The following is a 25159-nucleotide window of genomic DNA, read 5'->3' on the forward strand; positions in this document are numbered from 1 at the left end:
ATATGTGGTAATCAATTAAAAACCAGCCAAATTAATAATTTTACCAGGAACGATAATTACTTTTTTAGGTTTTGCGCCTTGCAATTGTGCCTGTGTACGTTCATCGTTCATAATGATTTCTTCGATTTGTGCTGCGGTTAAATCTAACGGTAATTCTATTTTAAAACGCATTTTTCCGTTGAATGAAACCGGATATTCTTTTGAACTTTCTACCAAATATTTCTCTTCGAATTTAGGAAACGGTTGTTGTGAAACTCCATCATAATTTTCTGGTAAATTTTCGTTACTAACTACTCCACCTAATTTCAAAAACATCCACAAATGTTCTGCAATGTGCGGTGCATAAGGCGAAATTACAATTGCCAACGGTTCTAAAATAGCTCGATGGTGGCATTTTTGCTGTTGCAATTCGTTTACACAAATCATAAACTGCGACACCGATGTATTAAAAGAGAAATGCTCAATATCTTCGGTTACTTTTTTAATGGTTTTATGCAACGATTTATACATTTCAGCCGTTGGTTCATCATTGGTAACAATCAATCCGTTATCGTCTGCATACAACTTCCATAATTTTTTAAGAAAACCAAACACACCGGTAATTCCTGCGGTGTTCCAAGGTTTTGCTTGTTCTAACGGACCTAAAAACATTTCGTACAAACGCAAGGTATCCGCACCGTATTCTTCGCAAATATCATCTGGGTTTACAACGTTGTAGAAAGATTTAGACATTTTTTCTACTTCTCTTTCTACTTTTATCATTCCTTCTTTGTTTTGGATAGGTCTTTTTATAATATCTTCTCTGCTCCAAACATTAAACTTTTCAAAATTCAATTCATCAGAAAGATTTACACACTCTAAACTTGTACGAACTCTATAAGTCGAAAATCTTATTTTATCAATATCAAATCCATTATTTATAAAAGTAGACAAATCTAAATTTAATCCATCAACAATTTCTGATAATCGATACATTTCTCCATCTATAACATCTTCCAACTTTTTACCTTTTAAAAGATCCGAAGAAATAATAGCATTAGAAAACTCATCTTCAAAAAGATTTTCAAACAACTCGTCTCTGTCGTCGTATTCTTGTTGACTTATCTCATCTTTATAATCAAAATAACCTCTTTTTATTTTATAAGTATAAGCACTCATTCCCAAAATCATTCCTTGGTTGATTAATTTTTGGAACGGTTCTTCGGTTGGAACCAAGCCTCTGTCTTTCAAAAATTTGTTCCAAAAACGTGCATATAGTAAATGCCCTGTTGCGTGTTCGCTTCCGCCAATGTATAAATCTACATTTTGCCAGTAATCAATAGCTTCTTTTGATGCGATTTCGTTATCATTATCAGCATCCATATAGCGCAACCAATACCACGAAGAACCTGCCCAACCCGGCATGGTGTTCAATTCCAAAGGAAATATCGTTTCATTATTGATTTCGGTGGTTGAAACCACTTTATTATTTACCGTATCCCAAGCCCAATTCGTCGCGTTGCCTAATGGCGGCTGCCCGTCTTCGGTGGGTAAGTATTTCTCCACTTCGGGTAATTCAATCGGCAAATGCTTCGGATCGATCATTTTAGGCAATCCGTTTACATAATAAACCGGGAAAGGTTCGCCCCAATAACGCTGACGCGAAAAAACAGCATCGCGCAAACGGTAATTTACTTTGGCTTTCCCCTGCCCTATTTCTTCTAATGCTTCAATCACTTTTTTAGTCGCTGCTTTGTAATCCAATCCGTTTAAAAAATCGGAGTTTTGTAGTTCAAAACCCGCTTTTTCAGTATAAGCTTCTTCAGAAATATCTTTATTAAAAATATTGATGATTTCAGGCATTCCGTTTTGCCCAGCAAAGTGTTTTGCAAATGCATAATCGCGTTCATCGCCACACGGAACTGCCATTACCGCACCTGTTCCGTATCCTGCCAACACATAATCGCCAATCCAGATAGCCACTGGTTTTTTGGTGAAAGGATGTTCTGCATAAGCACCAGTAAACACGCCCGAAATGGTTTTCACATCGGCCATACGCTCCCGTTCGGAACGTTTTGAAGTTGCTTCGATATACGCATCAACCGCCGCTTTTTGTTCAGGAGTTGTAATTGCAGCTACCAGTTCGTGTTCGGGTGCCAACGTCATGAAATTTACTCCAAAAATGGTATCAGGACGGGTTGTAAATACTTCTATAAAGTTTTCTTCGTTTAAGGTTTCAGGTTTAACGTTATCGGCAGAACTTTCAAACTTTGAACTTAAAACTTTAAACTTTACTGATGCCCCAACCGATTTTCCAATCCAATTGCGTTGTGCTTCTTTGATCGATTCGCTCCAATCAATTGTTTCTAAACCTTGCAACAAACGCTCTGCATAAGCAGAAATACGCATGCTCCATTGGGTCATTTTTTTACGAATCACCGGATGTCCACCACGTTCTGAAACGCCGTTTACAATTTCATCATTTGCCAAAACCGTTCCTAATGCAGGGCACCAGTTCACTTCGGTTTCAGCCAAATACGTTAATCTATATTTCAGTAAAATACGTTCTTGTTCATCGGCAGAAAATGCATTCCATTGGTCGGCAGAAAAAACGTCGATATTTTCATCGGAAACCGCATTTACATTCGCATTTCCTTCTTTAGAAAACAAATCAATCAATGTGCAGATGCTTTCCGCCTTATTGGTAGTTTTATTGTACCACGAATTAAACAACTGAATAAAAATATGCTGCGTATGCTTGTAATATTCTGGGTTTGACGTACGCACTTCACGGCTCCAATCAAATGAAAAACCAATTTTATCTAATTGTTCGCGGTAACGTTTAATATTTGTTTCAGTAGTAACCGCCGGGTGTTGCCCGGTTTGAATGGCGTATTGTTCTGCCGGCAAACCAAACGAGTCGTATCCTTGTGGATGCAACACATTGAAACCTTGATGGCGTTTGTAGCGCGCATAAATATCAGAGGCAATGTATCCAAGTGGATGCCCCACGTGTAACCCCGCACCTGATGGATAAGGAAACATATCTAACACATAATATTTTGGTTTATCGGAATGATTACTTGCTTTAAAAGTATTGTTTTCACTCCAATATTGCTGCCATTTAGCTTCTATTTCGTTTGGATTGTATTTCATTTGTAAGCGATGTTTTTTAACGGGTACAAAATTACTTTAATTTATTAACATAACTAAATTTTTGTTGAACAACCCTAAAAGTATATTCCTGAAGTCTTAAAAATGACTTAAATATTTGAAAAAAATCACCCTAAAAAGTACACAAATAAAAAAACTTGCTTATTTTTAGAGAAAAAATATATTTTTGCTTTTATAAAACAGAAACAACAACAGAAACAACAAACAATTATGACAACAACATTCAAATCGATAGCAAAAGAAGATATAGCACATTTAGTTTTTCCAACAAATGATGTATTGACCGATCCGCAAGAAATTTTTCAACGTAAACAAGACTTGGAAAAGGCAATGGCTATGGGAAATACCGATCAGGTAAAGATTGAGATTTTCTTTGAAGACGACAAGGAGCAATTGGTAACCAACACGACTGTTTGGGCGGTTACTCCCGAACATTTGGTACTTAAGAAAGGGGTTACCATTCCGGTAAACAGAATTTACAGAATTATTTAACTTCTAAAATCGATGCGTGTCATCGATTTTTTATTGTAGTACCTTATAGAATTCCACAGATGCACAGATTTTTATGTATTACTCCAAACAAAACATAAAAGTTATGTAACTTATTGAATGCTAAGTATTCAATAATCTGTGAAAATTTAACTATTATGTAGCTTTAATCTAAAAATTATATCTCTGCATCTGTGGTTTAAAAATTAAATACATGAATATCAACGTTTTGATATTTATTTGATAATGTGCTACGGATTTTACAAAGCACTTTTACGCATTAACAAAATTTTAGGTAGCTTTATATTTAAATAGTTTGTTATCTTTACCCATTAAAAAATAAAGTTTATGGCTACAGCGTACGAAAGATATCAAAAGAGAAGACTAGTATCGTCTTATTTTTCGGTTATTTTAAGTATTTTTCTAGTATTGTTCTTGTTGGGTTCACTGGGAATGTTTGTGATTAATTATGAAAAAATATCCAATAATTTCAAAGAAAACATCCCCATGTCTATCTATTTTAAAGAAGATGTGAATGAAGAACAATTGGCAGCCTATCAAACGGAACTCGATTCTCAAAAATTTATTAAAGACCTCACTTTTGTTCATAAAGATTCTGCTGCAAATGCTCACCAGAAAACAATCGGCGAAGATTTTGTAAAGTTCTTAGGATTCAATCCGTTGCAACACTCGTTTGATTTGCATTTTAATGGTGCTTATGTAGAAAAAGATTCTATAAAAGATATTGAAATTGGTATTAAAGAAAATCCTTTGGTGGACGAAGTGGTGTATGATGCACAATTGGTCGATTTAGTAAATAAAAACATCCGTACGATTAGTTTTTGGGTGTTAATTATCAGCGGTGTATTTGCTTTTATATCTATTTTATTAATAAACAGCTCGTTGCGATTATCGATTTATTCTAAACGATTCATTATAAAAACCATGCAAATGGTGGGTGCAACAAAAGCATTCATTCGCAAACCTTTTATTTGGACCAGCGTAAAATTGGGAATGATTGGATCTGTATTGGCAATTATTGGTATTTTAGCCCTTACTGCTTATGCCGATAAAAAACTACCAACTTTAGGCTTAATGGCCGACGCACAATCTATTGTATTGGTTTGTGGCGCTGTCTTTATTGTAGGAATCATCATCACCTATATCAGTACCTACTTTGCAACCCAACGCTTTTTGAATTTAAAATCAGACGATTTATACCTATAACTTATGGAACATACTACTGAAAAACCATTTTTATTTGGCAAACAAAATTATATTGTATTATTGGCCGGTGTAGCAGTAATCGCATTGGGATTTTTATTAATGGCCGGAGGAAACAGCGATGATCCCAACGTTTTTAACGAAGCGGTGTTTAGCTCTCGAAGAATTCATTTAGCGCCAGCCGTAATATTTATTGGTTTTGGAATTTGTATTTATTCGATATTCAAAAAGCCATCAAAAAAATCATAAAAAACTTTTAAATGGATTTATTACAAGCCATTATCATTGCAATTATTGAAGGATTAACCGAATATTTGCCTATATCATCTACCGCCCACATGGGTTTCACCGCAGCTCTTTTAGGAATGGAAGAGTCTGAATTTTTAAAAATGTTTCAAGTTTCGATTCAATTCGGAGCCATTTTAGCAGTAGTAGTGCTGTATTGGAGAAAATTTTTCGATTTTAGCAACCTTAATTTTTTCTACAAATTAGCTTTTGCAATTATTCCTGCTTTGGGATTAGGTTATTTGTTAGATGAAAAAATAGAAGCTGTTTTGGGCAACCAAATTGCCATTTCAACCGTTTTAGTTTTGGGTGGAGTGGTTCTGATTTTTGTAGATCGCTGGTTTAAATCGCCAAAAATTCACAACGAAAAAGCAATCACTTTTAAAACCGCAATCACCATTGGTTTTTGGCAATGCCTGGCAATGATGCCCGGAACATCACGCTCGGCAGCATCAATTATTGGTGGAATGACACAAGGTTTAAGCAGAAAAGCAGCTGCAGAATTTTCATTTTTCTTGGCTGTTCCCACCATGTTGGCCGTAACGGTTTATTCCATCTTTGTAAAAACTTGGGGCAAAGGAACGGCTGCTGAAATGAAAGGTTACGAAATGATTTTGCAAGATCAAAACCACATTAATTTGTTCTTAATAGGCAATGTGGTGGCATTTATCACCGCTTTGATTGCTGTGAAAACATTTATTGCGGTGCTTACCAAATATGGTTTTAAGTTTTGGGGTTGGTACCGAATTATTATTGGTATTGTATTGTTAATTTATTTCTACACCAAATAATGCAGCAGTTAACAAAAGAAGATTTTCTAGAAGGACAGGTTTTGTTGATTGATAAACCGCTCACATGGAGTTCTTTTCAGGCAGTAAATAAGGTAAAATACACCTTGATTAAAAATGCGGATCTGCCCAAAAAATTCAAAATAGGTCATGCAGGCACGCTAGACCCTTTAGCATCGGGACTTTTAATTATTTGTACCGGAAAATTCACCAAACGCATTGCGGAATTGCAAGGGCAAATTAAAGAATATACCGGAACCATTACCGTTGGTGCAACTACACCTTCGTATGATTTAGAAACCGAGATTAATCAACATTTCCCAATTGATCATCTATCAAACGAATTAATCGAAGAAACCCGAAAACAGTTTATTGGAACAATTGAACAGTTCCCTCCTATTTTTTCGGCATTGAAGAAAGATGGCAAACGTTTGTACGAACATGCGCGTGCAGGCGAAGAAGTGGAGATTCAATCGAGAACTATTGAAATTACCGAGTTTGAAATTACCCGAATTGATTTACCCGAAATTGATTTTAGAGTGGTTTGCAGCAAAGGAACATATATTCGCTCTTTAGCTTTTGATTTTGGAAAAGCTTTAAATTCTGGCGGTCATTTAACTGCTTTGCGAAGAACCAAAATAGGCGATTTTTCTGTTGCGGATGCCATTGAACCTTTAGCCTTTGAAAAAATATACAACCCTAATTTTAAAGAAGCCGAATAAGCTTCTTTTTTGCTTTATGAAAAACACAATCTTATTTTTACTTTTTTCCATATCTATTTTCGCTCAAAAAACCGATTTAAAAAGTGGTGATTTGTTGTTTATCAACATAAATTGTGGCGGTATGTGCGATGCCATTAATGCGGTTACACAAGGTTACAAAAACAACGATTTTAACCACATGGGATTGGTTGTTGCTACTGCAAAAAATGAATTTTATGTATATGAAGCCATTGGAAACGCCGTTGTAAAAACACCTCTTAAAGATTTTTTAGCTTATACAAAAAAGCCGGTTTACGTGGGTAGTTTAAAGAAAAAACACCGCTATTATACTGCAAAAGCCATTGAATTTTGCGAAGCACAATTAGGCGTTCCATACGATGATGATTTTTTGTACAATAACGGCAAATATTATTGCTCGGAATTAATTTATGACGCGTTTAAATATGCCAATAACAACAAACCGTTTTTTAAATTGTTTCCAATGACGTACAAAGAGCCCTCATCAAACAACTTTTTCCCGGTTTGGGTGGAACATTTTAAAAACCGAAATATCGAAATTCCCGAAGGGAAACCCGGCTGTAATCCAGGCGGTATGAGCCTTGATAAAAAAATAAGATTGAAAATACTTGAAATGTAACATTGAAAAAAGGTCTGAATTTTCTCCAGACCTTTCCTTTTTTAATATTGCTCTAAAAAATAATTAAGCAAATCGGTTGTAGTTACAATTCCTACCAACTCTTCATCGTTTTCAACTACTGGCAATGAGTGAAAAGTTTCTTTGGCCAAAATTTCAACCACTTCTTTCACGGTTGTATCAGCCGAAACAGTTAATGGTGTTTTTGCCATAACTTGCGCAATGGTAAACATATCATAAACTACTGTTTCCACGGCATCTTCCGTTTCTGTCACATCGGCATAACTGATTTTCAACAAGTCTGAATAGCTCAATACACCAACAATCTTTTTACCTTCAACCACCGGAATATGACGAATTCCATGCTTTTTAAACATTTTTTCAGCATCGTAAAGTGTTTGGTTTACCGTTAAAGTTTCTAGATTTTTGGTCATAATTTGTGACACAGGAACTCTTTGTTTCATAATTGTGTTATTTAAAAATTCATTTATCTTTTGTACAAAACTATTGCGTATCTATCAAAAAAATACTGACAAATAGCATAGCAATTCACCTATTTTTTTCGTAAATTTATGTAGCACGGCAGCGTGTTATCTTCCACCCTAATTAAAAGAAAACCAAAAAACAAACGTTAAAAAACTGTTTTGATTTGTAAACTCCTTTTTATATCGATTGAAAAAACCGTAATTTTATAATGAACAAGAAAATTATAAAGCTATGAGTTTAGAAAATTTTAAATCGTTACACCACCAAAATCAACCCTTATTAATAGCCAATACGTGGGATGCCATTAGCAGTAAGGCTGCCGAAAAAGCCGGTTTTCAAATAATTGGAACATCAAGCCACGCTATTGCAAATATTTTAGGATACGAAGATGGTGAAAACGTCTCATTCGAAGAAATGTTTTTTATGGTTGAAAAAATTGCGAAATCTACATCATTGTTGGTTTCCGCAGATTTTGAATCGGGATATTCAGATGATCCGCAGCAGGTTGCCAAAAATGTTGAAAAATTGGTTGATGCAGGCGTTTTAGGAATCAATCTGGAAGACGGCTTAACCAATGGAAAAGACCGATCTTTAGGCGATATTTCTGTTTTAACCCATAAGATCAAAGCCATAAAATCGCATCTTCAATCAAAAGGAAAAGATATTTATATCAATGCACGTATTGATACCTATACAACCAAACATTCCGATGCCATCGCCGAAACTTTGAAACGCATCGAAGCTTATGAATCCGCCGGTGCCGATGGATTTTTTGTACCATTGATTAACACCGATGAAGATATTAAAGCGGTTTTAAATGCTACCAAATTACCTTTAAATGTGTTTATGAAAGAAGGATTGAAAACGTATGAAGAATTTGCAGCCTTGGGCGTACACCGTGTGAGCTATGGCAATGGAATTCATGCAAAAATAACCGAAGCTACTAACAATGCTTTTGATGCTTTAATGAAAGCTAAATCCTTAAAATAAACACAAATGCATAGGTTTTTTATTGAATTTTCAACATAACTATCTGTGCAATTGTTGTAATAACTCATCGAAATCCTTAACCCAAAAAGTTAAGGATTTATTGTTAAAAAAAAGTACAATAAAAAGCAACAAATGGTTAAATTCACTACTTTTATACCTTTAGAAGATTTAGCTAAAATTTAAGTATGAGTTTTAATTATATAGAAATTGAGCGCGTAACAAAACTTACGAAAAAAGAGTTTATAGAGAACTATTATAAAAAACAAAAACCAGTTGTTATTACCAATCAAATTGAAGATTGGCCTGCTTTTAAAAAATGGAATTTAGATTTTATTAGAGAAATTGCCGGCGATAAAATAGTGCCGCTTTACGACAGTAGAAAAACCGATTACACCAAAAAAGTAAACGAACCCGATTTTAAAATGACAATGGCTGAATACATTGACATTCTTGAGAAAGGCCCAACCGATTTACGTATTTTTCTTTATAATCTTATGAAAGATGCACCACAAATGAAAGACGATATGCGGTGGCCCGATTTAGGTTTACGTTTGATAAAAAGTTTGCCGATGGTGTTTTTTGGTGGTGAAGATGCAAAGGTTTTTATGCATTATGATATTGATTTACCAAATATTTTTCATTTTCATTTCAATGGAAAAAAACAATGTGTATTGGTAGATCCAAAAGAAACAAAATACATGTACCGCTTGCCCTATTCGTGGATTTGCCATGAGGACATCGATTTTGACAATCCCGATTTTGAACGATTTCCGGCGCTTAAAAAAGTGAATCCGTACATTACCCAATTGCAACACGGCGAAATGCTTTACATGCCCGAAGGTTGGTGGCATTACATGAAATACCAAACACCCGGATTTTCATTGAGTTTACGAAGTTTAGCCGGCAGACCAAAAAACTTATTTGCGGGCTTAAAAAATGTAACTTTTAACCGTTTGTATGATAATTTTATGCGAAAACGCAAAGGCCAAGAATGGTTAGATTATAAAGATGCCGAAGCTATTAGACGAACAAATGCTTTGTTGAAATAAACAAAAACGCAGCTTAATTGGCTGCGTTTATTGTTTTATTAAACTTTTTAATAAAGCTATTTGCTCATCTTTTGCATGTATTAGTTTTTCATAAACATCTTTATTGTCTTGATAGTAATGTTCAATATTTCCGTAGGCTTGATCATTAACGGTTTGATTAAAAATTCTATCTGTTTTAATATCAAAAAAATCGGAATAATCTTTATCTAGAATTTTCTTAATTTGCAAAAAACGTTCTAAAGTTAGTTTAGATTCCATGCGCTCAATTTTATTGTAAGCAGACGGACTAATACCTAATTCAACCGCCATAACATCGTGCGAATAACCTTTTTCTTTACGTGATTCCTTTATTTTCGAGATTACTTTTTCTACCTCTTCTATTTCTGTAAACTTATCCATAACCGAAACTTAATTTCCGTAAAAGTAAATAAAACACCCTAAAAACGAAATTTTAAGTTGTTAATTTTTGTGAGATTTGGAAAATAATAAAAACAGAAATTTATGGAGAATTATCATTCAAAATCTCTTACTACACGAGAAAAAGTAATTATTATACTAGGTATGGTTTATATAGCAATGGAAGATGACAATGACATTGATATGGAAGAAGGATTTGCTATTGAATTCAATGCTGGCTTACTTCAAATAACAATGAATGAATATCAAAACAAATTAAAAACAATACAAGTACCTGATGACCAATTGCTTTTTAGAGAGTTAAGAAATTTATCTTACGATAACAAAAAATTTGTTGTGAGAGCATTTCATAGCGTTGCAAATACTTCTCCACAAACTGCAATAAAAAAAATAACTTTAATGTGCAATATGTTAATTGAAGATATTGGAATTAAAATGCATGAAATTGAAGCAATTTTAAGTGAGCAATAATAATATGACTATAAAATGGCAAACATCGAGAAGTTAAGATTTGAAGTAGAGAAACTATGTGAAGTACTAAATAAACATGGTTTTAAACATAAAAATGGACACCAGTGGTTTGTAGGGACAGACCCCAAATCTATGTTTGGAGGAGGTATAAGTTTTGATCAAAAAGCATTTTTCTTTCTAAAAAGAAGCGGATATATCCACGATAAAATTTGTTGGAAATGTGGAAATGATACATATAATTCAAATTACTCTTTTACAAATCATTTAATAAATGACCGGATAATATATAATATATGCAAGGATTGTTATACAAAAGGGAAAAACATTCAAAAAACAATTAGGAATGACGACGAATCATCTTCTAACTGTTATATTGCAACGGTGTGTTATGGTAATATAAACGCACACGAAGTTGAAGAATTAAGAAGATTCAGAGATTACCGTTTATCCAAAAATAAATGGGGCAAACTCTTCATACGTTATTATTACAGATATTCTCCTAAAATTTCACAAAAATTAAAAAATAAAAAAATAATCAATTCAATCATTAAACAACTTATTTTAAACCCTTTAGTAAGAATCATAAAAAGATAATAATGACAACCTTTATTATAATAGTTATAATTTTTATCATTCTATTTATGTTTGGCATATTTGATAAGATTATTTACCCAAATGATTTTAAGAATGATTTAAAAACAAATAAAGAAGATGAATATCACTCGATAACCTCTTACAAAAAAACAATAATTCCTAATAAAATGGAATTTAATAAACTTTATACTTGTGAAGTAGAACAAGATATAGCCTGTGTATTAATCTTTTTTAAAAACGGATATGCAGGAATAATTGATTCTATCAACACACCTGTCAGAAATGATATTAAAAACGAGATAATAAAACATTTTGAAGGATGTCTTCCAAATCCAATGGAAAATTTAAGCGGTGAATTCGGGAAATACGAAATTTCAGACAAAAATCGAATAAACATTTATTTTGCTTCTAAAAATGAATACTTTGGAGATTTAGATGATTTACCTTTCCAGTATATAGGTTTTGAAGGTACTATTGAAAATAATTATTTAGCATTAAAATTTCAAAAGAAATGGTATAATCAAAGTTTAAAAAAATCTGAAATTTCGACAGCATCTAAAAGTTTTATTTTTAAAACAATTTAATCTTATTACATTTTCGTTTTAAAAAAATAAAAGAATCCCTGTAAAATTTACAGAGATTCTCTGTTACAAAATTTCCATCAGTTCATTCTGCATAGAAATCTTTAATACCAGTTTGCGTAAAAAAAATGTAACTTTGATTTATGAATGAAAAAAATCTATACATAATAGCAGGTTGTAATGGAGCAGGGAAAACCACAGCTTCATTTACTATTTTACCTGAAATTTTAGATTGTAAAGAATTTGTAAATGCTGATGAAATAGCGAAAGGATTATCGCCTTTTCAACCTGAAAAGGTAGCTTTTGAATCAGGAAGAATTATGCTTAACAGAATTGACGAATTATTTCAAAATCAAGAAAACTTTGCATTTGAAACAACATTAGCTTCAAAAACATACAAACATAAAGTTAATAAAGCTAAAGCAAATGGCTATAGCGTAACGCTTCTTTTCTTTTGGCTAAAAAATTCAGACCTCGCTAAAGAACGCGTAAAAGTACGGGTTAGAGAAGGTGGACATAGTATACCTGAAAGTGTAATTGAAAGAAGATATCTTAACGGTATCAAAAATCTTTTTGAAATTTATATTGATATGGTAGAACAAACTTTAATTTTTGACAATTCAGACGGAAAACCTGTTTTAATTGCTGAAAAAAATTTTGCAGAAAACATTATAATTCATAATTTAGATAAATTTAATTCTTTAAAAAACATATATGACGAAAGATGCTAAAGAAGTAAGAAAAAATAAAATTTTAAAAGGCTTAGAAACAGCCTACGAAAAAATGCTTGATTTTAAAAGACAAAAAAACAGTGAAGTTGTTATTATTCGTGACAACAAAATTGTTAAGATAAGACCATAAAAACGCAGCTTAATTAGTTGCGTTTTTTAATAGATCTATCAGCTCTTGTTGCATTGAAATTCCTTTGTCGTGGTTGTACCAAATTTGAATACCTTCTTTCACTTTTTCGTTGAACCCTCCGTTTTCATCTAACAATCGTTTCACTTCCACTTGTGCCGCTGCTGGTCGTGGTCCCCAAGTGAATAATTCCTTCTCTAAATCAGCAGAAACGGCAATCAATTTCGGGATTGACTTTCCGCCATTTGTCAAGTATTTTTGCATTAATTCATCGTTGTCGTCACGCAAAGCCATTCGCAAATCAATCTGCGGATTCATTTCGGCAAGTTTTTTTAACACTGGAACATTTTGAGCCGCATCACCACACCAACTTTCGGTAAGTACAAGCCAAACCTGTTTTTCGGTGATTTGTTTTGTAATAATTTCCAGTTCGGGAAGAATTTGCTGGGTTTTATCCAAACGCTTCATTCGGGCGCGATTCAGTTTTGTAAAATCGGTAAGCATTTGGTTTTGTTCATGCCCTGTTGATGCTTCTTGGGCAATTTTTTCATCAATTAACGTTAAATAATCGTTATACGCCAGCGAATTTGCAAGGGCTTTTTGGTATATCGCCTTCATTATTTGTATTTTTATGCAAAAATAACGATTTAAACGTTACAAAACACAATGAACAACACCTCAACAATTTTTGGGTTAGCACTTTCTGGCGGTGGACACAAAGGCATTGCCCATGCCGGCGTATTACAATTTTTAAACGAACAGGAAATTTTTCCGGAAATTATCTCAGGAACAAGCGCTGGGTCAATTGTGGGTGGTTTGTATGCCAATGGAATGAAGCCAAAGGATATCCTTTCATTCTTTAAATCGGTGAGTTTGTTCAGCTGGACGCATTTATCTTTTAGAAAAGCCGGATTTTTGGATGCCGATCAATTTGGAAGATACCTTGAAAAAGAATTTGGCAACAAAACCATAAAAGAATTGGATGTGGAATTATACATCTCTGCTACCGAAATGGAGCGCGGCAAACTTAAAATCTTTCATAAAAACACCAAAATTGTTTCGGCCATATTGGCATCAAGTGCGTTTCCAGGTGTATTTTCACCGGTGGTGGTAAACAATAAAATTTACAGCGACGGCGGCATTTTAAACAATTATCCGGTAAACACCATTCAGGGGCGCTGCGATTTTTTAATTGGTAGCAACGTAAACCCCTATTTGCCACAACAATCCACAAAATTCAGCTCGATAAAATCGGTGGCATTGCGAGCGTTTGAAATCATGATGATGCAAAATACTTTTCCGCAAAACGAGCTGTGTGATTGGCATATTCAGCCCGATGAATTGGCCAATTACAGCACCTTTGAAACTTCAAAAAAACGTATGGATGAAATTTTTGATATCGGATACGAAAATGCTAAAGCAGACTTTGAAAAAATAAAAGATAAATTGCCGTAAGCTTTTTTAAACAATAGCAAAAATAATATATTTGCAAATAAATTTTCCTTCAGTATGAAATACAAAAGAATACTTCTAAAATTAAGTGGTGAAGCTTTAATGGGCGACAATCAATACGGTATCGACCCAAATCGCTTGGCAGAATATGCCCAAGAAATAAAAAAAATCGTTAATTTAGGTGTGGAAGTAGCCATTGTAATTGGCGGGGGAAACATTTTTAGAGGTGTTGCCGGAGCAAGCAAAGGTATGGATCGCGTACAAGGCGATTATATGGGAATGCTGGCAACGGTAATTAACGGAATGGCATTGCAAGGCGCTTTGGAAGATGCAGGAATGCTTACCCGTTTGCAAACTGCATTAAAAATTGAAGCAATTGCAGAACCTTATATCAAACGCAGAGCGGTGCGCCATTTAGAAAAAGGCAGAATTGTAATTTTTGGTGCAGGAACCGGAAATCCGTATTTCACCACCGATACTGCTGCCGTTTTAAGAGGAATTGAAGTGGGTGCCGATGTAATTTTAAAAGGAACACGCGTTGATGGTGTCTATACTGCCGATCCGGAAAAAGATCCGTCTGCAACGAAATACGAAAACATTTCGTTTGCCGATGTTTTGGAAAAAGGATTGAATGTGATGGATACAACCGCATTTACCTTGAGCCAAGAAAACCATTTGCCAATTGTGGTTTTTGACATGAACAAAGAAAGTAATTTATTAAAAGTGTGTCAGGGTGAAAACATTGGCACAACAGTTTACTAATAAAAAGAGATCAGTTATGACAGATGAAATTAATTTTATAATAGACGAAGCAAAAGAATCAATGAACGGTTCTATTGAGCATTTAAACAAAGCTTTGTTAAACATTCGTGCCGGAAAAGCAAACCCGCAAATGTTGGGTGCTGTTTTTGTAGATTATTACGGATCGGCAACAGCATTATCACAGGTAGCCAATATCAATGTGCCTGATCCACGAACGTTGACCGTGACACCTTGGGAAAAAAACATGTTGCAACCTATTGAAAAAGCAATTATGATTGCCAATTTAGGATTGAACCCAATGAACAACGGCGATATGATTATTATTAACATTCCTGCTTTAACCGAGGAACGCCGTAAAGATTTGGCTAAACAAGCTAAAACCGAGGCTGAAGATGCTAAAATATCCATTCGCAATGCGCGTAAAGACGCCAATACCGATATAAAGAAACAAGAAAAAGAAGGCACTTCTGAAGATATTTGTAAAGATGCCGAAGACCGCATTCAAAAATTAACCGATTCGTATATTAAAAAAATCGATGAAATCTACGCTGAGAAAGAAGCAGAAATCATGAAAGTATAAGTAAAAAGCCACTCAAATCGAGTGGCTTTTCTGCTAAATTAATTGCTATCAAAAGTACTTGTGTTGGTTCTAGTTTGTTAGGGTAAGTTCGCACATAATCAAAGGATAAGCTTCCTTATCAATATGCTCAAGTAAAAATATGGAGTTTATCTTCCCAATGATTTTTAATTACGATGTAGCTTAAAATACTTGTATATGCAATGGGTTTATTGGTAGAAGCATCTTTTACAAAAAAAGATTTCTGTGCAAAAGCAGGTATCGAAAGTAAAAAGAAAAGTAACAGTTCTTTCATAAATGAAATTTGATTATTGCAAACCTAATCGTTAAAACGTTAAAGATGTTTAAATAGTATATTAAATATTCCTAAAAAAAACAAAAGCCTTATAATGCTGCTTTTTTATAAGCAACCGAAACAATATCTTTGATAAAAAATAGTAATGTATTTACCCAACGAGCAATCGAAAGTTTTTTGTCTAGAATGTGTTTCTGCTGTAAATGACACTGCTGAAAGTGCCGTTTTTCCACTGTTGGAGCAATTGGTTCAAAATCATCATATAGTAAATGTGTATAAGGCTGTTGACAGTATAGATGATTTTGAGAACAGCCTAAACGTATTGCTTTATGAAGACCGCAATTTTAAAGATTATGATTTATTGTATTTTATTTGCGGTGGTACAGAAAATGAAATCATCGTAAACGATTATCTTTATACTTTAGAAGAAATTGCCGAACTTTTTGAAGGGAAATTAAAAGGTAAAATTCTGCATTTTGCCAACTCTAAAACCTTAAATTTAGACAGCGAAACGGCTCAATATTTTTTAGATGTCACGGGTGCAAAAGCCATCTCGGGTTATCAACATCAAAACTTCACAAGCAGTATTTTGCTCGATTATCACTTCTTGGCGCTGCACATTCATTTTACCGATGTAACCGAACTCGTAGAAGAACTTTTTCAGAAACATTACGCTTTGTGCACCAATTTAGGGTTTCACTTGTATTATTAATTTGAAAAATTGGCATTAAAATTGTACCTTTAATAAAAATAATTTTTTATGAAAAAGCATTTAAAAATAATTGCGGTTATTGGCTTAGGAATTGCTTCCTTGACTACATCTGCTATGATACCAAACACTCTTTCTATAAAAACTGAAAAACACCAAAAAGAAATTATTATTGAAGGTGTGGGCGTAACCAAAACGGTTGAAGTAACTGGCGATGAAACCATTCGTATTGAAGGAACCAATAACAAAATCACCATTATTGGCGCATGTGATTTGATTAAAATTGAAGGTGTGGATAACGTAGTAACGGTTGACGATGTGAAAACCATACAAATTGAAGGTACGGGTAATAAAGTAAACTACAAAAAGTCATCGGCAGCAGATGGCAAAGCCAAAACTTCGGTCGCAGGCGTAAACAACAAAATAACGAAAATATAAAGTATCAAAATCCGTTTTAAGATTAAAAAACGGATTTTTTATTTTGTACTTTTGAATGAAATCTACATTCCATGAAAATCATTCAATTATTTTTGCTTTCTGTGATTTCGATAATAACTTTAAGTTGTTCTACACAAAAGAAAAAATTAGAAAGCAAAAAAGTTTATCAGTCCGAAACATTAGTCATTACACAAGTTTCTCCGAATGTGTATCAGCACACTTCGTTTTTGCAAACCGAAAGTTTTGGCAATGTTCCCTGCAACGGAATGATTGTTTACAACAATAACGAAACGGTGGTTATTGATACACCCGTAAACGATGAAATTTCAGAAGAATTGATTCAATGGATTCAAAAAAACTTAAAAAGTAAAATCAATGCAATTGTTCCCACGCATTTTCACGATGATTGTTTGGGTGGATTACATGCATTTCATAAATACCGAATTTCATCAATCGGAAACGAAAAAACAATCGAAATTGCAAAAGAAAAACAACTTCCTTTTCCTTTAAAATCGTTTACAAATCAAGAACAAATAGCAGTAGGAAAGCACCTTGTAACACTTTATTTTTTTGGTGAAGGGCATACAAAAGACAATATTGTAGCTTATTATCCACATGAAAAAGCGCTGTTTGGCGGCTGCTTGATTAAAGAATTAAACGCTACAAAAGGAAATTTAGCCGATGCCAATGAAGCTGCTTGGGCAACAACAGCAACCAAATTAAAAAGCACGATTACCGATGCCGAAATAGTAATTCCGGGGCATGGTGCCGTTGGAAACAGCAACTTAATTGATTACACCATAAAATTATTCACACAGAAATAATGCAGTACGTTTACATTCACGGTTTTGGTACCACAGGCGCAAACAGCATCAAGTTCAAAAAAATTCAGGCACATGCATGGGCAAATAATGCAACAGCAATTGCATTGGAATGGAATGAACAGCAGTCGGATATTTTGGAACAACTTACATGGCAACTTGTTAACCAAATTAATTGGAACGAACCGGTTTGTTTGATTGGATCGTCAACAGGGGGAAATTTCACCTATCAACTTTTAGAACAATTTGCAGATAAAGAACTATCATTTGTATTGATAAATCCTTTGTTGAACGTAGAACAACGAAAAACAGACAATTATCTTTTTCCTATGTTGCTGGCAAATCAATTGAAAAATCCACCGGCAGATTTAGCCAACGGATTGATTCTTTTAGGAAAAAACGACGAAATTTTAGATTATCATTATACCTACGAACGTTTATTTGAATTAAACAAAATTATTGTAGGCGAATGGAATCACACTTTGAGTGATTTAGATACTGCAGAACTATTACGCTTGATTGATTCTGTTAATGAAGTGATTTAATGGAAACCACATAGAAACATAGTTTTTTATGTATAGAATACAGATGAATTTAAAAATTTTCTATGCTTCTATCTGGTAAAATTTTAATAGGCTTTTATGTAGCAAAACCTTTAGGCTTTATCATCTGCCGATGGTCCATAAACCCCAGGAACCGGGATGTCTAACAAACGCATATAAACCGTTAACTGTCCGCGATGATGCACCAAATGATTGGTAACCAAGAAACGCAACGCACCTGTTTTGGGCAACGAAACAATTACATGATCACCTGCTTTCAACGTCCAATTTTCAAAAACAACGGTTTCATCCATTTGTTCAATAATTGCCTTGTTTTTCAGAAAATCTGCTTCTAATGTTTGCAACAATTCCTCTACGGATGATAGTTTGGGTTGTTGATAATCAGTATGAAAATCAAATGTATCTTTAGTAAGCACAAAATCTACCCAATTGTGCAACTCCACAATATGATTTGCCAATACACCTAAAGTATTAGATTTTTCATGTGGTTTATAACTAAAATGTTCGTTTTTTAATCTACTGATGATGCGCTTGGTGTTTTCTTTTTCGCGTTCTAGTTCAATCAGTATTGCTTTTTTAATGCTCATTATATTTTTTGTTTTAATTGCTCACTCAAATAAACAAGGTTCCGAATCTCTAAAAAATATTGCTGTATTTCCAAAATCAATTTTTAAGTTAGAATGTTCGATTTGTTTTTTTCTATTACTTAGTTTAATCAAATAGTTTGCAAAATCGCTAAGCGTTTTTGTCTCATCAGATTCGAAATTCTGAACGTAAATTCGTTTTTTATGCTCTAAAAATTCAAATTGATAATCTAAACCATCTATAACATATTCATTTATATATTCTTTTTTGTAATCAATATGCTTAACAGTATTTATAAAACCATTGATTTTAGTTTTTTCATCATTATTCATCAAATAAAAAAAACCTTTAATTCTTGATGGATAATTATGTGAAACAAATACCGTATCCTTTGTAAACTTAAATACACTTAAATTTTGCATTCCTGAATAAGCAAAAACGAATTCGCTTTGCAGCACTACCTTTTCTTCTCTTTTACAAGAAGAAAAAGATATTATAAAACAGAAAGCTATTATAATTTTCATTTTTTTAATGTGCCGAAACCATTTTTAATCCTACAATCGATCCAATCAATGTAAAAATAAAAAACATACGCCAAAAATCGGCTGGTTCCTTAAAAAACAAAATCCCCATGGTTACCGAGCCCACAGCTCCTATCCCACTCCACACCGCATAAGCTGTACCCAAAGGCAAGGTTTTACTGGCTTTTATAAGCAATGCCATACTAATAGAAACACTTATCAAAAAACCTAAATACCACGCATATTTTTCTGTTCCGGCAGCTGTATGTGCCCTGCCAATACAATAAGTAAAAGCAACTTCGAACAAACCGCCAATAATCAATAAAATCCAGTTCATTTTTAAAATCTTTAGCAATCAAAGATAGAGAATTCGGCTAAGAAAAGGGCTAAAATTTATCCGTTCAAACAATGAAAAAAAATTGTATTTTTGCACCCTATAACAATTGACACCTATTTATAGCAAAATATAATGAAACATACCAAGATTAAAGATCTTTTAGCAGGTTCAAGTCTTTTACAAGAAGTGGTGGCAAAAGGTTGGGTTCGCAGTTTTAGAAACAACCAATTCATTGCTTTGAACGACGGTTCAACCATTCACAACATTCAGTGCGTTTTAGAATTAGATGCATTTCCCGAAGAAATCATTAAACGCATTACAACTGGTGCGGCCATTAGCGTAAAAGGTACGTTGGTTGAAAGCCAAGGCAAAGGTCAGAAATACGAAATTCAAGCACATACAATGGAGATTTTAGGCGATTCAGATGCTGAAAAATATCCTATACAACCTAAAAAACACTCGTTAGAATTTTTACGTGAAAATGCTCATTTGCGTATTCGTACCAATATGTTTGGTGCCATTATGCGAGTGCGCAGCACGCTTTCTTATGCGGTGCACAAATATTTTCAAGACAATGGTTTTTTCTATGTGAACACTCCGATTGTTACGGGTTCAGATGCAGAAGGTGCGGGTGAAATGTTTCAAGTAACCTCGTTGCCATTAGACGGTTCTGCTCCAAGAAATGAAGACGGAAGCATCAATTATAAAGAAGACTTTTTTGGAAAACACACCAATTTAACTGTTTCTGGACAGCTCGAAGCAGAAACATACGCCATGGCTTTGGGGCAAGTTTATACATTTGGACCCACTTTTCGCGCGGAAAACTCGAACACATCGCGCCATTTGGCTGAGTTTTGGATGATTGAACCAGAGGTTGCATTTAACAATTTAGACGACAACATGGATTTGGCGGAAGATTTCATCAAATTTGTGATTAAATACACTTTGGAAAAGTGCGAAGACGATTTAAAATTGTTGGAAACCCGATTGATTGAAGAAGAAAAATCGAAACCACAGGCAGAACGCTCTGAAATGCGTTTAATTGAAAAACTACAATTTGTTTTAGAGAATAATTTTAAACGCGTTTCTTATACCGAAGCAATTGATATTTTAAAAGCATCGAAACCCAATAAAAACAAAAAATTCCAATACATTATTGACGAATGGGGAGCCGATTTACAAAGCGAACACGAACGTTTCTTGGTTGAAAAACACTTTAAATGTCCGGTGATTTTGTTTGATTATCCAGCTAAAATCAAAGCTTTTTACATGCGTTTGAATGAAGACGGAAAAACCGTTCGCGCAATGGATATTTTATTCCCTGGCATTGGTGAAATTGTAGGCGGATCACAACGTGAAGAACGCTATGAGGTGTTGGTAGAAAAAATGCAGGCACTAAACATTCCCGAAGAAGAATTGTGGTGGTATCTGGATACCCGCAAATTTGGATCGGCAGTGCACTCTGGGTTTGGTTTAGGTTTTGAACGTTTGGTATTGTTCGTAACTGGTATGACTAATATTCGCGACGTGATTCCATTCCCAAGAACACCGCAAAACGCAGAGTTTTAAATCATAAAAAACGTTCAAGCTTAAAAAAAGTTTGAGCGTTTTTTTATTAACTTACCATTTTAAATTTTATTATAAATGATTTTACCAAAAGAACTTAAAGAAGCTATATCACATCTGTCATCAACCGAAAAAGACAAACTCATTTTTCGGTTGTTAAAAAAAGATTTAGCGTTGGCTAACCGTTTGCTTTTTGAATTAGTGAGTACAGAAACCGTTGAAGAAAAGCGAAAAAAATTAGAAGAATCATTATCTTTAGAAATAGACCGAGCGATTAAACATTTTTATTCACCTGGATATTTATCAATGGATGTGCGCTATATGAGTGGAATGATTACCGAACACGTTCAAATTACCAAAGATAAATTTGGCGATCCTTATCTAAATCTTTATCTTTTAAACAGTTTAATACCAAAACTGAATGAAAAATTAGAAACATATCCGCCACAAAAAGCAAATAAATTTTATGTTCCTGCTTTAGCCCGAATTTTTAAAATTTTGATGAATATTGCAAAATTTCACGAAGATGAACAGTACGAATTCACTGAAAGCTTAAACCAATTAGGAAGCTATATCGGCGAAAACCCCGGTTTTATGAATGCAGCCATCAATAACGGGCTCGACGTTAATTGGCTAATACACGCTGAAATACCAAAAGATATTGTTGCTATCCACAAAAATATACGTGAGATGGGGTTCTTAAGATAAGAATAAAAAAACAATTTTTTACAACCCTTTAAGTTTGACACAAGACTAATTATTTGTTATTTTTGATGAAATTAGTTCGTGTCAAACTTTTTTTATTAATAAAGTGATAGGAGGCATTATAAATGTTAAAGCAAAACTTACAATTAAAATTATCGCAGAAATTATCGCCGCAGCAAATTCAGTTAATGAAACTGATTCAATTGCCCACGCTTGCTTTTGAACAACGCTTAAAAGAAGAGTTGGTAGAAAATCCTGCCTTAGAATCGGGCAAAGAAGAAACCAACGAAGCCGATGATTTTCAGGATAATTCAGATGAATTTGATGAATTCGACAATGAGCATATCGACACAGATGACATCAATATCGATGATTATTTAAGCGATGATGAAATTCCTGATTATAAATTAAAAAGCAATAATTACAGCGACGACGATGACGATACGTTCATGCCTATCGAAGCACAAATTAGTTTTCATCAAAGTTTAATTGAGCAACTAAACACGTTTATTTTAACCGACGAACAACGAATTATTGCCGAGTTCTTGATAGGTAGCATGGACGATATGGGCTATATTCGCCGCGATATTCAAGATATTGTAGATGATATGGCATTCACCCAAGGCATTTACGCCAGTGAAGAACAAGTGCAGCAAATTCTTGAAAACATTATTCACGAATTGGAACCAAGCGGCGTGGGTGCACGCGATTTGCAAGAGTGTTTATCACTACAGTTGCAAAGCAAAACGCCCAATGAATCGATCGATTTGGCTAAAGATATTATTGAAAATCAATTTGAGGCTTTCACCAAAAAACATTACGATAAATTGTTGCAAAAATACAATGTAACCCAATCGCAACTTCGAAAAGCTATTGATGAAATTGAAAAATTAAACCCTAAACCAGGCGGAAGTTTTTCGGGCAGTTCAAGAGCAATTGAACATATTATTCCCGATTTTACCGTGAAGGTTGATGATGGCGAAATTGAACTATTGCTCAACAGCCGAAATGCTCCCGAATTGCACGTTTCAAAAGACTATCAGGAAATGTTGCAAACCTATAAAGAAACCAATCAAAAATCAAGCGCACAAAAAGATGCTGTGCAATTCATTAAACAAAAGTTAGACGGTGCCAAATGGTTCATCGATGCCATTAAACAACGCCAAGAAACCCTTTTTGTGACCATGAGTGCGATTATTGAATATCAAAAAGAATATTTTTTAGACGGCGACGAAACTAAAATACGTCCGATGATTTTAAAAGATATTGCCGATATGGTGGGCTTAGACATTTCAACCATTTCGCGGGTTGCCAACAGCAAATATGTGGACACGCCTTATGGCACCAAACTGATTAAAGAGTTTTTCTCTGAAGCAATGATGAACGATCAAGGCGAAGAAGTTTCTACCATAGAAATTAAAAAGATTTTGCAAAACATTATTGAAGATGAAGACAAACAAAAACCATTGCCCGATGATAAATTGGCAGAAATGTTAAAAGAAAAAGGATACCCAATTGCCCGCCGAACGGTTGCAAAATACCGCGAACAGCTTGATATTCCGGTAGCCCGTATGCGCAAAAAAATTTAATGAAGCATGTTGCAAACATACTATCTATACTATTCCATCCTGTTTTTATTCCAACCATAATCACAGGATGTTTTTACTTCTTAAATGCCGACTTTTTTTTACCTATTGATTGTTTTGTAGCCACCGGACAAGCCTTTTTAATGACTTTTTTGCTGCCTATTTGCATTTATTTCTTTTTAAAATCGTTGGGTTTGCTGAAATCGTCGATTATGATTCGAAATGTGCGCGAACGCAGCGCACCTATTTTTGTAAACATCTTAATTATCAACGTTTTAATCTTTAAAATTTGGGCAGATGTTTCCAACAGCTCTTTAAAAGTATTTTTTATTGGCTATTGTATTTCCTACAGCATTTTGTTTTTCAGCGTGCTTTTAAAACGTAAATACAGTGTGCACGTGGCCAGTCTGTGCAGTGCCATACCGCTTTTTGTAAACCAAACCACTACTTATTACTTAAATCCGTTTTTTGTTTTACCCGTTTTATTGCTTTTAATTGGTTTAGTCGCCAGTTCGCGCTTGTTTTTAAGGGCACATACCAATGTAGAGATCATCGTTGGTGCGTTAATTGGTTTTGTGCCGTCGTTTATTTTGTTTTATAGTATGTAGCATTTGTTATTGGGGTTCTTTAAAAAATTAAAGGAACGGACTATATCCACTCCTTTATAAATTTAGTTACCATCGTAAACTACTTCCCAATTCATGGCGTTTATTTCATCTAACGTAAAACTGTAACGTTTATCGTATAAATTTTGTTCTTGAATTTCTTCCCAACTGTATTTGCTTAAAGTAGATTGTTTCTAAAAAAGACCTAAGCACTTCACTCTTTTCAAATTGATATTGAGAAATTTTAACGGATTATTCATTACATATCCGTAACGGTTGTAATTCTGTGAATTGCTTGGATCTTGTATAAAATTATCCGGTGCAAGGAAACGATGCAATTTAGGGTCATACAAGCGGGCATTCATGTTTATTAAACCAACACCTTGCAAATGTTCGTGTCCTGTGTATCCTCTTTCTAAGAACGTTAAATCTTTATTCTTCATAAGGCGGATACATGCGCATATCTTTCATCACTTCGGTAGGCGGATATGGAATATCGTAATTTAATAGCTGAATATCTTCTATACTCAAATCATAACGCTTTAATACTTTATATTCATCTATAATTGAACTCCACGTATTATTTTTAATAGTATCTGTATGAAAAATAAATATTGATAGTGTATCTGACGGTAACCCTTCAAAAACTTTTTCCCAAGGTTTCTTTGATGTAAAACTAAAGTTCTCACCTGGGATTATATCCCACACAAATTTAGTTTCTACTATTAAAGTATCAGGATAGATAGGTTTTGTTAGTAACCTGTTTTCATAAGAATTTATTCCATGATTACTCTGATTCTTTAGTAAAATGACGTATTCTTTATCAGGAAATTCACAACTTATTAAAGCTGTGATTATTACAAAATATGAGATGATTTTAAAACGATACATAATAT

General features: G+C 34.0%; 34 protein-coding genes. 24 read left to right on the top strand and 10 right to left on the bottom strand.

Annotated elements, in window-relative coordinates; genetic code table 11:
• Window positions 1-15 precede the first annotated feature (15 nt).
• Window positions 16-3135, bottom strand: a complete 3120-nt coding sequence (locus tag NPX36_RS01780; protein ID WP_257499727.1) for a leucine--tRNA ligase — start codon at window positions 3133-3135, stop codon at window positions 16-18.
• A gap of 228 nt (window positions 3136-3363) precedes the next feature.
• Between NPX36_RS01780 and NPX36_RS01785 the strand changes: the two genes are divergently transcribed.
• The 6 genes from NPX36_RS01785 to NPX36_RS01810 all read left to right on the top strand — a co-directional run bounded on the left by NPX36_RS01785 (window position 3364) and on the right by NPX36_RS01810 (window position 7298).
• Entirely contained in the window at window positions 3364-3645 is a 282-nt protein-coding gene (locus tag NPX36_RS01785; protein ID WP_257499728.1) for a hypothetical protein, read from the top strand.
• Window positions 3646-3990: 345 nt separating this feature from the next.
• Entirely contained in the window at window positions 3991-4869 is an 879-nt protein-coding gene (locus NPX36_RS01790; protein ID WP_257499729.1) for a cell division protein FtsX, read from the top strand.
• Window positions 4870-4872: 3 nt separating this feature from the next.
• A complete protein-coding gene (locus NPX36_RS01795; RefSeq protein ID WP_257499730.1) occupies window positions 4873-5115 on the top strand; it encodes a DUF3098 domain-containing protein in 243 nt (80 codons plus the stop codon).
• An 11-nt stretch (window positions 5116-5126) separates the two neighbouring features.
• A complete protein-coding gene (locus NPX36_RS01800) occupies window positions 5127-5942 on the top strand; it encodes an undecaprenyl-diphosphate phosphatase (RefSeq protein WP_257499731.1) in 816 nt (271 codons plus the stop codon).
• Window positions 5942-6661, top strand: coding sequence for a tRNA pseudouridine(55) synthase TruB (truB, locus tag NPX36_RS01805; RefSeq protein ID WP_257499732.1), 720 nt, complete (start codon window positions 5942-5944; stop codon window positions 6659-6661). The genes NPX36_RS01800 and truB overlap by 1 nt, the downstream gene beginning before the upstream one ends.
• Before the next feature lie 16 nt (window positions 6662-6677).
• A complete protein-coding gene (locus NPX36_RS01810) occupies window positions 6678-7298 on the top strand; it encodes a YiiX/YebB-like N1pC/P60 family cysteine hydrolase (protein WP_257499733.1) in 621 nt (206 codons plus the stop codon).
• A gap of 41 nt (window positions 7299-7339) precedes the next feature.
• Here NPX36_RS01810 and NPX36_RS01815 read toward each other — a convergent pair whose 3' ends face one another.
• On the bottom strand, window positions 7340-7759 hold the full coding sequence (locus NPX36_RS01815) for a CBS domain-containing protein (protein WP_257499734.1): 420 nt from the start codon (window positions 7757-7759) through the stop codon (window positions 7340-7342).
• A 253-nt stretch (window positions 7760-8012) separates the two neighbouring features.
• Here NPX36_RS01815 and NPX36_RS01820 point away from each other — a divergent pair, with 253 nt between their 5' ends.
• Together NPX36_RS01820 and NPX36_RS01825 are read left to right on the top strand one after the other, a co-directional pair.
• Window positions 8013-8771: an isocitrate lyase/PEP mutase family protein gene (locus NPX36_RS01820; RefSeq protein WP_257499735.1), complete on the top strand. Its 759-nt coding sequence runs from the start codon at window positions 8013-8015 to the stop codon at window positions 8769-8771.
• Between the two features lie 185 nt (window positions 8772-8956).
• Window positions 8957-9820 (top strand): cupin-like domain-containing protein, encoded by an 864-nt coding sequence (locus tag NPX36_RS01825; protein WP_257499736.1) that lies wholly within the window; start codon window positions 8957-8959, stop codon window positions 9818-9820.
• Window positions 9821-9847: 27 nt separating this feature from the next.
• Here the strand turns inward: NPX36_RS01825 and NPX36_RS01830 are convergent, their stop codons facing one another.
• Complete coding sequence (locus NPX36_RS01830) at window positions 9848-10219, bottom strand: helix-turn-helix domain-containing protein (RefSeq protein WP_257499737.1); 372 nt, start codon at window positions 10217-10219, stop codon at window positions 9848-9850.
• Between the two features lie 102 nt (window positions 10220-10321).
• Between NPX36_RS01830 and NPX36_RS01835 the strand changes: the two genes are divergently transcribed.
• The 5 genes from NPX36_RS01835 (at window position 10322) to NPX36_RS01855 (ending at window position 12744) form a co-directional block, all read left to right on the top strand.
• Window positions 10322-10708, top strand: a complete 387-nt coding sequence (locus NPX36_RS01835; protein WP_257499738.1) for a hypothetical protein — start codon at window positions 10322-10324, stop codon at window positions 10706-10708.
• Between the two features lie 15 nt (window positions 10709-10723).
• Window positions 10724-11302, top strand: a complete 579-nt coding sequence (locus NPX36_RS01840; protein ID WP_257499739.1) for a CFI-box-CTERM domain-containing protein — start codon at window positions 10724-10726, stop codon at window positions 11300-11302.
• 2 nt (window positions 11303-11304) lie between these two features.
• Window positions 11305-11886: a hypothetical protein gene (locus tag NPX36_RS01845; RefSeq protein WP_257499740.1), complete on the top strand. Its 582-nt coding sequence runs from the start codon at window positions 11305-11307 to the stop codon at window positions 11884-11886.
• A 140-nt stretch (window positions 11887-12026) separates the two neighbouring features.
• Window positions 12027-12614, top strand: a complete 588-nt coding sequence (locus NPX36_RS01850; RefSeq protein WP_257499741.1) for a zeta toxin family protein — start codon at window positions 12027-12029, stop codon at window positions 12612-12614.
• Complete coding sequence (locus tag NPX36_RS01855) at window positions 12598-12744, top strand: hypothetical protein (protein ID WP_257499742.1); 147 nt, start codon at window positions 12598-12600, stop codon at window positions 12742-12744. The genes NPX36_RS01850 and NPX36_RS01855 overlap by 17 nt, the downstream gene beginning before the upstream one ends.
• A 9-nt stretch (window positions 12745-12753) precedes the next feature.
• Here the strand turns inward: NPX36_RS01855 and NPX36_RS01860 are convergent, their stop codons facing one another.
• Window positions 12754-13359, bottom strand: coding sequence for a thioredoxin family protein (locus NPX36_RS01860; RefSeq protein WP_257499743.1), 606 nt, complete (start codon window positions 13357-13359; stop codon window positions 12754-12756).
• Window positions 13360-13407: 48 nt separating this feature from the next.
• Between NPX36_RS01860 and NPX36_RS01865 the strand changes: the two genes are divergently transcribed.
• From NPX36_RS01865 to frr, 3 genes are read left to right on the top strand one after another with little or no spacing between them, the layout of a single operon-like run.
• Window positions 13408-14196, top strand: coding sequence for a patatin-like phospholipase family protein (locus tag NPX36_RS01865; protein WP_257499744.1), 789 nt, complete (start codon window positions 13408-13410; stop codon window positions 14194-14196).
• 54 nt (window positions 14197-14250) lie between these two features.
• Entirely contained in the window at window positions 14251-14955 is a 705-nt protein-coding gene (pyrH, locus tag NPX36_RS01870; protein ID WP_257499745.1) for a UMP kinase, read from the top strand.
• Window positions 14956-14971: 16 nt separating this feature from the next.
• The gene (frr, locus tag NPX36_RS01875; RefSeq protein WP_257499746.1) at window positions 14972-15535 is read left to right on the top strand and encodes a ribosome recycling factor; all 564 of its coding nucleotides are present in this window, start codon (window positions 14972-14974) and stop codon (window positions 15533-15535) included.
• Window positions 15536-15662: 127 nt separating this feature from the next.
• On the opposite strand, the gene NPX36_RS01880 is transcribed toward frr, so the two are convergent.
• The gene (locus NPX36_RS01880; protein ID WP_257499747.1) at window positions 15663-15827 is read right to left on the bottom strand and encodes a hypothetical protein; all 165 of its coding nucleotides are present in this window, start codon (window positions 15825-15827) and stop codon (window positions 15663-15665) included.
• A gap of 145 nt (window positions 15828-15972) precedes the next feature.
• On the opposite strand from NPX36_RS01880, the gene NPX36_RS01885 reads away from it, so the two are divergent.
• The 4 genes from NPX36_RS01885 (at window position 15973) to NPX36_RS01900 (ending at window position 18340) form a co-directional block, all read left to right on the top strand.
• The gene (locus NPX36_RS01885) at window positions 15973-16539 is read left to right on the top strand and encodes a DUF6642 family protein (RefSeq protein WP_257499748.1); all 567 of its coding nucleotides are present in this window, start codon (window positions 15973-15975) and stop codon (window positions 16537-16539) included.
• Between the two features lie 48 nt (window positions 16540-16587).
• Entirely contained in the window at window positions 16588-16974 is a 387-nt protein-coding gene (locus NPX36_RS01890) for a DUF3060 domain-containing protein (RefSeq protein ID WP_257499749.1), read from the top strand.
• A gap of 71 nt (window positions 16975-17045) precedes the next feature.
• Window positions 17046-17798, top strand: coding sequence for a subclass B1 metallo-beta-lactamase (gene bla, locus NPX36_RS01895; protein WP_257499750.1), 753 nt, complete (start codon window positions 17046-17048; stop codon window positions 17796-17798).
• Window positions 17798-18340 carry a YqiA/YcfP family alpha/beta fold hydrolase gene (locus tag NPX36_RS01900; RefSeq protein ID WP_257499751.1) on the top strand — a complete coding sequence of 181 codons (543 nt, stop codon included), beginning with the start codon at window positions 17798-17800 and terminating at the stop codon, window positions 18338-18340. The genes bla and NPX36_RS01900 overlap by 1 nt, the downstream gene beginning before the upstream one ends.
• A 110-nt stretch (window positions 18341-18450) precedes the next feature.
• Here the strand turns inward: NPX36_RS01900 and NPX36_RS01905 are convergent, their stop codons facing one another.
• From NPX36_RS01905 to NPX36_RS01915, 3 genes are read right to left on the bottom strand one after another with little or no spacing between them, the layout of a single operon-like run.
• On the bottom strand, window positions 18451-18945 hold the full coding sequence (locus NPX36_RS01905; protein ID WP_257499752.1) for a DinB family protein: 495 nt from the start codon (window positions 18943-18945) through the stop codon (window positions 18451-18453).
• Between the two features lie 21 nt (window positions 18946-18966).
• Window positions 18967-19467: a hypothetical protein gene (locus NPX36_RS01910; protein ID WP_257499753.1), complete on the bottom strand. Its 501-nt coding sequence runs from the start codon at window positions 19465-19467 to the stop codon at window positions 18967-18969.
• A 4-nt stretch (window positions 19468-19471) separates the two neighbouring features.
• The gene (locus tag NPX36_RS01915; RefSeq protein WP_257499754.1) at window positions 19472-19801 is read right to left on the bottom strand and encodes a DMT family transporter; all 330 of its coding nucleotides are present in this window, start codon (window positions 19799-19801) and stop codon (window positions 19472-19474) included.
• A 132-nt stretch (window positions 19802-19933) separates the two neighbouring features.
• Between NPX36_RS01915 and asnS the strand changes: the two genes are divergently transcribed.
• The 4 genes from asnS to NPX36_RS01935 all read left to right on the top strand — a co-directional run bounded on the left by asnS (window position 19934) and on the right by NPX36_RS01935 (window position 24266).
• Complete coding sequence (asnS, locus tag NPX36_RS01920) at window positions 19934-21370, top strand: asparagine--tRNA ligase (RefSeq protein ID WP_257499755.1); 1437 nt, start codon at window positions 19934-19936, stop codon at window positions 21368-21370.
• A gap of 75 nt (window positions 21371-21445) precedes the next feature.
• The gene (locus tag NPX36_RS01925; RefSeq protein ID WP_257499756.1) at window positions 21446-22075 is read left to right on the top strand and encodes a hypothetical protein; all 630 of its coding nucleotides are present in this window, start codon (window positions 21446-21448) and stop codon (window positions 22073-22075) included.
• 122 nt (window positions 22076-22197) lie between these two features.
• Entirely contained in the window at window positions 22198-23661 is a 1464-nt protein-coding gene (rpoN, locus tag NPX36_RS01930) for an RNA polymerase factor sigma-54 (protein WP_257499757.1), read from the top strand.
• Window positions 23661-24266: a hypothetical protein gene (locus NPX36_RS01935; RefSeq protein ID WP_257499758.1), complete on the top strand. Its 606-nt coding sequence runs from the start codon at window positions 23661-23663 to the stop codon at window positions 24264-24266. The genes rpoN and NPX36_RS01935 overlap by 1 nt, the downstream gene beginning before the upstream one ends.
• A gap of 191 nt (window positions 24267-24457) precedes the next feature.
• Here NPX36_RS01935 and NPX36_RS01940 read toward each other — a convergent pair whose 3' ends face one another.
• Both NPX36_RS01940 and NPX36_RS01945 read right to left on the bottom strand, forming a co-directional pair.
• On the bottom strand, window positions 24458-24706 hold the full coding sequence (locus NPX36_RS01940) for an RHS repeat domain-containing protein (protein WP_257499759.1): 249 nt from the start codon (window positions 24704-24706) through the stop codon (window positions 24458-24460).
• Complete coding sequence (locus tag NPX36_RS01945; RefSeq protein WP_257499760.1) at window positions 24696-25154, bottom strand: hypothetical protein; 459 nt, start codon at window positions 25152-25154, stop codon at window positions 24696-24698. The genes NPX36_RS01940 and NPX36_RS01945 overlap by 11 nt, the downstream gene beginning before the upstream one ends.
• Window positions 25155-25159: the final 5 nt, after the last annotated feature.

It is taken from the genome of Paenimyroides aestuarii (assembly GCF_024628805.1).
Taxonomy (GTDB): Bacteria; Bacteroidota; Bacteroidia; order Flavobacteriales; family Flavobacteriaceae; genus Flavobacterium; species Flavobacterium aestuarii_A.